The sequence below is a fragment of the Tabrizicola sp. genome (assembly GCF_031377265.1).
In the GTDB taxonomy this organism is placed as follows: domain Bacteria; phylum Pseudomonadota; class Alphaproteobacteria; order Rhodobacterales; family Rhodobacteraceae; genus JAUYQR01.
On sequence record NZ_JANMET010000379.1, the window covers coordinates 1 to 7,791 of the forward strand.

Genomic DNA, 7,791 nt, shown 5'->3' on the forward strand with positions numbered 1-7,791 from the left:
GGCAATGCCCGAGGTGTCCTTGGCGCGGAAATGGGTGTCCACCGCCTCATAGCGCACATCGCGCAGGCCAACTGCACCGGCCATATCCTGCAACTCGCAATCGCCATTGGCCGAACAGGTCAGGCAGTCCAGCGGATGGTCGGAGATGTACAGCTCCATCACGCCGCGCCGCAGCTGCTTCAGCTTGGCGTTCTGGGTGTGAACTTTAAGGCCGGGGGCAACCGGAGTGGTGCAAGATGCCGGGGTGCCGTTGCGGCCTTCGATTTCGACGAGGCAAAGGCGGCAGGAGCCGAAGGCATCAACCGAGTCCGTAGCGCAAAGTTTGGGGACCGATATGCCCGCTTCCGCCGCTGCCCGCATGATGCTGGTGCCTTCCGGGACGGTCACGTCGAAGCCGTCGATGGTCAGGGTGACCATCTGTTTGCTTTTCGCCGCAGGGGTGCCGAAATCGCGGTCGGGGATGATGAAGTCTTTCATTCGGCGGCTTCCTTCATGGGCGAGAAGTCATCGGGGAAATGGGTCAGCGCGGACATCACCGGGTATGGTGTGAAGCCGCCAAGGGCACAGAGAGATCCGGCCTTCATCGTGTTGCACAGGTCGGTCAACAGCGGGATTGCGGCGGCGTCGCCTTTGGCGATGCGGTCGATGGTTTCAGTGCCCCGAACCGCGCCGATCCGGCAGGGTGTACACTTGCCGCACGACTCGATGGCGCAGAATTCCATCGCGAAGCGGGCTTGTTTCAACATATCGGCACTGTCGTCGAACACGGTCAGCCCGGCGTGGCCGATCAACCCGCCTTGGCCCGCAAACTCTTCATATCCGAAGGGCGTGTCGAACTGCGCACGCGGATGATAGGCACCCAGCGGCCCACCAACCTGAACCGCCTTGACCGGCCGACCCGAGGCGCAGCCCCCTGCAATATCATCGACAATCTGGCCCAGCGTCAGGCCAAAGGCCGTCTCATACAACCCACCAAACCGAACATTCCCGGCGATCTGCAGCGGGATCGTCCCGCGCGACCGGCCAAGGCCAAAGTCCTTGTAGTAGGCTGCGCCCTTTTCGAAAATCGCCGGCACGGTCGCCAGTGAGATCACGTTGTTCACCACCGTCGGTTTGCCCATGAAGCCTTCCAGCGCCGGCAGCGGCGGCTTGGCACGAACAACGCCGCGCTTGCCCTCCAACGAGTTCAGCAGCGAGGTTTCCTCGCCACAAACATATGCACCGGCACCGACACGAATTTCAATGTCGAACCTATGGCCCGAACCCATCACTGACGCGCCCAGCAACCCAGCATCGCGTGCCAGATCGCAGGCGGCCTGCATCACGCGGATTGCGACCGGGTATTCCGAACGGATGTACACAAATCCCTTGGTGGCACCGGTTGCCAGCCCGGCGATTATCATTCCTTCGATCAAGGTGAAGGGATCACCTTCCATCAGCATCCGGTCCGCGAAAGTGGCGCTGTCGCCTTCATCGGCGTTGCAGACAATGTACTTGCGGTCGGCAACCGCCTCGCTGACGGTTTTCCATTTGATGCCAGTCGGGAATCCGGCACCACCGCGCCCGCGTAGGCCGGAGGCTGTGACTTCGGCCACGATCCCGGCCTTGTCCATGCCAAGCGCACGGCGCAGGCCCGACAAGCCACCCTGTGCCTCATACTCGGCCAACGACAGCGGATCGATCACCCCAACCCGGGCAAAGGTCAGCCGCGTCTGACCTTTCATCCAGGGCAATTCGGCAACCTGGCCCAGCGCCCTGGGATGCGCTGCAATATCGCCGAACAACCCCGGCACATCGGCCACTGTCATCGGTCCGAACCCGACGCGCCCGGCACCCGTCACGACCTCGACCAGCGGCTCCAGCCAGACCATCCCGTGCGAGCCGTTGCGCACAATCTCAACCGGCACCCCACGCCGCGCCGCCTCTGCCTGAACGGCGGCGGCAACTTCGTCGGCACCCAAGGCCACGGCTGCAGAATCGAGGGGGATGTAGACCTTCATGCCCGCGCCTCCGCAATCAGCCCATCAACCCGCGTTTCATCGCACCGCCCTACAAGCCGGCCATCCAGCATCGCAGCCGGGCCACAGGCGCAAAGCCCGAGGCAGAACACCGGCTCCAGCGTCACGGCGCCATCAGGTGTGGTGCCATGCCAATCCACGCCCAATGCGCCCTGAACATGGGCCGCCACCCGGTCTGCGCCCATCGCCTGACAGGCCTCGGCCCGGCACAGCTTCAGCACGTGCCGCCCAGCGGGCACCTCGCGGAAATCGTGATAGAAGCTCATCACGCCATGCACTTCGGCCTTCGACAGGTTCAGCGCCTTGGCGATCACCGGCAGCACGGTCTGGGGGACATGGCCAAACTCGGCCTGAATGGCATGCAGAATCGGCAGCAACGGCCCTTCCAACACTACATGCGCCTCGATTATCTCCGCGACGCGGTCGGTGACGGTGGCGGTATCAAGCATCTGGCGGACCTCTGGCTGGCGTGCGCCCGTGATACGCTGATTGATAGGGAAATCAATCTCGATAAGCCGTTGCTTGATAGCTATTTCCTATCAAAACCCAAGGCGCACTGCATCTTCGATCAGAGCACGCAGAACCGGCGTCTGCGGATCTCGTTTCGCCGCGATCAGGCCAACGGTGTGTTCGGCCTCCGGCTCGACAATCGGCAAGGACAAAAGCCGCCCATCAGCCACCACCATATCGGCAAGTTTCTTTGGCACCACGCTGACCCACTGTCCGGTAAGAACGTGCGAAATCAATGCGATGGTGGAATTTGATTCAATGGTGGGGCTGACCTGCACCCCCGCTTCGGCCAAATGCTGATTGACGATGCGCCGGTTCTGCATATCTGAGGTCAATAGGCACAGAGGATAGGTCGAGACCTCGGCCCAGCTGACCCGGCTGCGGGCCGCAAGCGGGCTGTCTGGCGTACACAAAAGCCGGTAGAATTCGGTGTAAAGCGGCACTTGGGCAACGCGGCCAAGCGGCTCGTTATCCAGGTAGGTGATTCCAGCCTCCAGATCGAGGCTTTCGATCCCGGTCAGGATCTCGGCCGAGGTGCGGCTGAGGATTGCCACGCGCACATTGGGGTGCCGCTTGGTGAACGGGCCGGTCAGGTCCGCCACCATCGGCAAGGCAGTGGGAATCACGCCGATCCTGAGGTGACCGGACAGCCCGGAACGGACGGTGCGCATCTCGTCCTTCAGATCACGCATGTCGCCGACAATCTTTAGCGCGCGGTCCAGCACGCGCTGACCCTCCGGGGTCAGGCCCTGAAAGCGGCTACCGCGAAACACCAGTTGCACGCCCAACTGATCCTCAAGCTGGCGGATTGCCCCGGAAAGCGAGGGCTGCGTCACCCCACACGCCACCGCAGCACGGCCAAAGTGCCGCTCCTTGGCCAAGGCGATGAACATTTCCAGCTTGTCTATCATCTGCCAAGCGTGCCCCGACCTGCCCTTGCCCGCAAGCCCCGCAACGCCTAACTCTACCCTATGAAACGTTTCATCCCCTTTCTGCCAAAGCCAGCCTATGTGCCGGTGATCCGCCTGCAAGGCACCATTGGCACCGGTGGCCGCAGCCTGAGCGATCAGGGCCTTGCTTTGCTGATCGACCGCGCCTTCAGCCGGGGCAAACCGGCGGCGGTGGCGCTGCAGATCAATTCTCCGGGCGGGTCGGCGGTGCAGTCATCGCTGATCGCCGCGCGGATCAGGCGGCTGGCTGAGGAAAAGAAGGTCGAGGTTCACGCCTTTATCGAGGACGTGGCAGCAAGCGGCGGCTATTGGCTGGCCTGTGCCGGCGACAAGATCTGGGTTGACCCAAGCTCTATCGTCGGGTCGATCGGAGTGATCTTCGCCTCGTTCGGGTTTCCCGAACTCATGGCTCGGCAAGGGATCGAACGGCGCGTTGTCACGGCTGGCCGTTCGAAAAGCTTTGCCGACCCGTTTCTGCCGCAAAAGCCCGAAGATGTGGACCGCCTGAAGGCACTGCAAACGCCAATCCACGATGCGTTCATCGCGCATGTAAAGGCGCGGCGCGGCGCGCGTCTGGCGGATGCTGACCTTTTCAATGCCGATATCTGGGTGGGTCAGGGGTCAGTAGACTTGGGCCTGACGGATGGCATCGGGCATCTGGTACCCAAGATGAAGGAGCTTTACGGCGAAAAGGTCCGCTTGGTGCCGTTTGGCCAGAAGCGCAGCCTTGCCCAGCGTCTGGGGCTGGCACTTGTTGATGACGCGTTGAATTCGGTGGAAGACCGCGCGCTTTGGTCACGGTACGGTTTGTAGATGCTGGTCAAGATCGTTCTGGTCTTTCTGGGGGTGATGGTGCTGGTTGCCATGGTTGGCAAGGCGCTGTTTCCCGCCACCGTGCGCCAGATCGCAGCACGGCGTCACAAGGCGGTCGCCTGTCCGCGCTGCGGGCGCTATGTGATCGGGCGCAGCGGCTGCGACTGCGGAAGGAAAGCCTGATGACGGCACTGGTGACCGGGGCGGGAAAACGGCTTGGCCGGGCGATGGCGCTGTATCTGGCTGGGCGAGGGCATGATGTGGCGGTGCACTACGCCAGTTCCGCAGACGCAGCCGAGGCGGTTGCCGCGGAAGTCCGTGCAGTCGGGCGGCATGCGGTAACCCTGCAGGCTGACCTTTTGGAAGAAGATGCGATGCAGGCGCTGGTGCCTGCAGCAGTCGCTGCACTCGGGTCGCTGACAGTGCTGGTGAACAACGCGTCGATCTTTGAATACGACAGCCTCCAGACGGCCACCAAGGAAAGCTGGGACCGGCATTTGTTATCAAACCTGCGCGCGCCATACGTTCTGACGCAAGCCTTCGCCCGCCAATGCCCCGCCTTCACGCTGGACGAAGCGGAAGAGCCTTTGGCCCAGGGCCTGATCGTCAATATGATCGACCAACGCATCCTGAAGCTGACGCCGGAGTTCTCCAGTTATACGATTGCCAAGATGGGTCTTTGGGCGCTGACCCGGACATCCGCCCAAGGCCTTGCGCCAAACATTCGGGTTAACGCCATTGGTCCGGGCCCCACCCTGCGTGGCGCACGCCAAAGCAAAGAGCACTTTGCCAAGCAGCGTGCGGCAACGGTTTTAGGGCGTGGCGCCAATCCTGCGGATATCACTGCAGCGCTTGGATTCTTTCTGGATAGCCCCTCGGTAACTGGCCAATTTCTGGCGATCGACGCCGGGCAGCACCTGGCCTGGAAGACCCCCGATGTGATCGGTCTGGAGTAGGGCAAAGCTGGCGCGCAACAAAGTTGTCCACTTCCGGTCTGTCAGTCATAGCTCTGTCATAAATAATGTTACATTTCAGAGATTTGGCCGATTTTCAAAAATCTTTCTAACAATTACAACGGCTTGCAATTCTGCCTAAAAAACAGGCAACCGCACGAACCACGCTGAAAACAACGGAAAAACCGCCCTCGTGAAAACTTCTCCGCAGAGTTATCCACAGAAACCGTGGACAGCTTTTCTCTTGCTCCGACGCGTGGTTCAGTGCAGCGGAAGTCAAGAATCGACCCCAGTATCGGCAGGCCCTCAGCATGAACGAAAAAACACGCACCGGGCATGAGGTCATTCAGGATTACCTGAAGACCATCGACGGATCGCCCGGCGTCTACCGGATGCTGAATTCGGCGGCAGAAGTGCTTTATGTGGGCAAAGCGCGCAACCTGAAAGCCCGCGTTTCAAACTATGCGCGCCCCTCGGGGCATTCCGGCCGGATCGCGCGGATGATCCACGAAACCGCGTCGATGATGTTTCTGACGACGCGGACAGAGCTTGAAGCGCTGCTGCTGGAGCAGAACCTGATCAAGCAGCTCAAACCGCGCTACAACGTGCTGCTGCGCGACGACAAGTCTTTCCCGAACATTCTGATCTCGGCAGAACACCCGTTCCCGCAGATCAAGAAGCATCGCGGCAAGAAATCCGAGAAGGGTGCTTACTTTGGCCCGTTTGCCAGCGCCGGTGCGGTGAACCGGACGCTGAACCAGCTGCAGAAGGTGTTCCTGCTGCGCAATTGCAGCGACAGCATGTTCGAAGCCCGCACGCGCCCCTGCCTGCAATACCAGATCAAGCGCTGCTCAGCCCCTTGTGTGGGCAAGATCAGCGTCGAGGGCTATGGCACGCTGGTGTCCGACGCGACCCGCTTTCTGGAGGGCAAGACCACCTCGGTGCAGGCCGATCTCGCGAAGTCGATGGAGGTGGCCTCGGCGGCAATGGAGTTCGAGCGCGCCGCCGCCTTGCGCGACCGCATCCGCGCACTGACCCAAGTGCAGCAATCCCAAGGCATCAATCCGCAAGGCGTGCGAGAGGCCGATGTTGTGGCCCTGCATCTGGAGCACGGTCAGGCCTGCGTGCAGGTCTTCTTCATCCGTGCCAACCAAAGCTGGGGCAACCGGGATTTCTACCCTAAAACCGGCCTGGGTGCCGAAGAGCCGGAAATCCTCGAGGCCTTTCTGACCCAGTTCTACGATGACAAGGAACCGCCCCGGCTGATCCTGCTGTCGCATCCGGTGGATAACCCGGATCTCGTGACCGAGGCCTTGTCGGCCCGCGCCGGTGGCAAGGTGGAGCTTGCCGTCCCGCAGCGTGGTGAGAAGGCCGAACTGGTAGAAAACGCCACCCGCAATGCCCGCGAAAGCCTCGCCCGGCGCATGGCCGAGGCCACGACACAGAACAAGCTGCTGACGGGCCTGGCCGAAGCATTCGATCTGGAAGCACCGCCCACGCGGATCGAAGTCTATGACAACAGCCACATCCAGGGCACCAATGCCGTCGGTGGCATGATCGTTGCGGGAGCGGACGGATTCCTCAAATCGCAGTACCGAAAGTTCAACATCAAGTCCGAAGCCGGCGCCAACAGCGATGACTTCGGCATGATGAAAGAGGTTCTGACCCGCCGCTTTGAACGCCTGCTGAAGGAAGACCCGGACCGCAAGACTGATATGTGGCCGGACCTTTTGCTGATCGACGGTGGTGCCGGACAGGTTTCCGCAGTGGCCATGATCATGGCAGAGCTTGGCGTCGATGATATTGCAATGGTGGGCGTGGCAAAAGGCGTCGACCGCGATGCCGGAAAAGAGGAATTCCACCGTCTGGGAGAAAGGCCCTTTGCCCTGAAAATGAATGACCCGGTGCTCTACTTCGTTCAACGCCTGCGCGACGAGGCGCACCGCTGGGCCATCGGCGCGCATCGGGCCAAGCGGGCGAAGGCGGTGGGGGCGACGCCACTGGATGACATTCCGGGCATCGGTTCGGCACGCAAACGCGCGCTTCTGGCGCATTTCGGCAGCGCCAAGGCGGTGGCCCGCGCCGGATTGAGCGATCTGCAGGCCGTCGAAGGAATTTCGGAGGCTATGGCCAAGGTGATTTCCGATTACCTGAGCGCAAAAGGATAGGCGGCGAGGATTGAGCCTGCGCGCAATCCGATCCCCCTTTCCGACTGCCGCCCCTTAAGCTACCAATTGTCGGATGAACTGGAACATTCCCAATACGCTCACCGTCGTTCGGCTTCTGGCAGCCCCCGGAGTGGCGATCATGTTCCTGTATTTCCATCGGCCTTGGGCAGACTGGTTCGCCTTGACGCTGTTTGTCGGCGCGGCGGTCACCGATTGGTTCGATGGCTATCTGGCCCGCCTTTGGAAGCAGGAATCGAAGTTTGGTGCGATGCTGGACCCGATTGCCGACAAGGCGATGGTGGTGATCGCGCTGCTGATCATCACTGGCTATTCCGGGATGAACCCGTGGCTGATCCTGCCCGCGACCGTCATTCTGTTC

Annotated in this window: 9 protein-coding genes; 5 read left to right on the forward strand and 4 right to left on the reverse strand. The window is 61.4% G+C overall.

Translation table 11 applies throughout. From position 1 onward, the window contains the following. From RMO18_RS20255 to RMO18_RS20270, 4 genes are all read right to left on the reverse strand, one after another. On the reverse strand, positions 1 to 477 hold a 477-nt coding region (locus tag RMO18_RS20255; RefSeq protein ID WP_309668327.1), incomplete at its 3' end, for a 2Fe-2S iron-sulfur cluster-binding protein. Beyond that, positions 474 to 2,000: an NADH-quinone oxidoreductase subunit NuoF gene (locus tag RMO18_RS20260; RefSeq protein ID WP_309668328.1), complete on the reverse strand. Its 1,527-nt coding sequence runs from the start codon at positions 1,998 to 2,000 to the stop codon at positions 474 to 476. The genes RMO18_RS20260 and RMO18_RS20255, both read right to left, overlap by 4 nt. Further along, the gene (locus RMO18_RS20265; RefSeq protein ID WP_309668329.1) at positions 1,997 to 2,467 is read right to left on the reverse strand and encodes a formate dehydrogenase subunit gamma; all 471 of its coding nucleotides are present in this window, start codon (positions 2,465 to 2,467) and stop codon (positions 1,997 to 1,999) included. The genes RMO18_RS20260 and RMO18_RS20265 overlap by 4 nt, the downstream gene beginning before the upstream one ends. Before the next feature lie 90 nt (positions 2,468 to 2,557). Continuing rightward, positions 2,558 to 3,439 carry a LysR family transcriptional regulator gene (locus RMO18_RS20270; protein WP_309668330.1) on the reverse strand — a complete coding sequence of 294 codons (882 nt, stop codon included), beginning with the start codon at positions 3,437 to 3,439 and terminating at the stop codon, positions 2,558 to 2,560. 60 nt (positions 3,440 to 3,499) lie between these two features. Here RMO18_RS20270 and RMO18_RS20275 point away from each other — a divergent pair, with 60 nt between their 5' ends. From RMO18_RS20275 to RMO18_RS20295, 5 genes are all read left to right on the forward strand, one after another. After that, entirely contained in the window at positions 3,500 to 4,291 is a 792-nt protein-coding gene (locus RMO18_RS20275; protein ID WP_309668331.1) for a S49 family peptidase, read from the forward strand. Further along, positions 4,292 to 4,474: a hypothetical protein gene (locus RMO18_RS20280; RefSeq protein WP_309668332.1), complete on the forward strand. Its 183-nt coding sequence runs from the start codon at positions 4,292 to 4,294 to the stop codon at positions 4,472 to 4,474. It abuts the gene before it with no gap. Next, the gene (locus tag RMO18_RS20285; RefSeq protein ID WP_309668333.1) at positions 4,474 to 5,247 is read left to right on the forward strand and encodes an SDR family oxidoreductase; all 774 of its coding nucleotides are present in this window, start codon (positions 4,474 to 4,476) and stop codon (positions 5,245 to 5,247) included. Before RMO18_RS20280 ends, RMO18_RS20285 begins: the two co-directional genes overlap by 1 nt. Before the next feature lie 308 nt (positions 5,248 to 5,555). Then, positions 5,556 to 7,412, forward strand: coding sequence for an excinuclease ABC subunit UvrC (gene uvrC / locus RMO18_RS20290; RefSeq protein WP_309668334.1), 1,857 nt, complete (start codon positions 5,556 to 5,558; stop codon positions 7,410 to 7,412). Positions 7,413 to 7,485: 73 nt separating this feature from the next. Continuing rightward, positions 7,486 to 7,791, forward strand: a 306-nt coding sequence (locus RMO18_RS20295) for a CDP-alcohol phosphatidyltransferase family protein (RefSeq protein WP_309668335.1), incomplete at its 3' end; no start/stop codon positions are given.